1 pseudogene is annotated in these 320 nt (G+C 70.3%); it reads right to left on the bottom strand.

Annotated elements, in window-relative coordinates:
- Positions 1–294: pseudogene (locus tag A3E77_RS06755) on the bottom strand (DUF58 domain-containing protein); the annotation flags it as partial.
- Positions 295–320 lie beyond the last annotated feature (26 nt).

Below are 320 nucleotides of genomic sequence, written 5' to 3'. Positions count from 1 at the left end.
CAGCCGTTCGTCGAGCGCCAGCGCGATTTCGGCGCGGGGCGGCAAAACGGAGGCGCCAGCGACCAGCGACAGGTCGAACGGATCGCCCACCCCCACCTGCGGCGGAAAGCGCGCGTCGAGCGTCAGGTGGCGCGGATTCGCCCCGGCGATCGTGTCGACGATCAGACAAGCAAGGATCACGGCGATCCAGCCGGGCGCCACCAACCACAGCTCGGGCCGGACCAGCCCGAGCGCAAGCGCCATCGGGGCGCCCAGCAGCAGCAGGTAAATCGCCCGGCGGGTCGGATAGATCACCGGGGGACTTCCTCGCGTTCGAGCAG

This window comes from Sphingopyxis sp. RIFCSPHIGHO2_12_FULL_65_19, from assembly GCF_001830555.1.
Taxonomy (GTDB): domain Bacteria; phylum Pseudomonadota; class Alphaproteobacteria; order Sphingomonadales; family Sphingomonadaceae; genus Sphingopyxis.
Note: the sequence above shows the minus strand (reverse complement) of the source record. Positions and strands in the feature narration are given on the sequence as shown.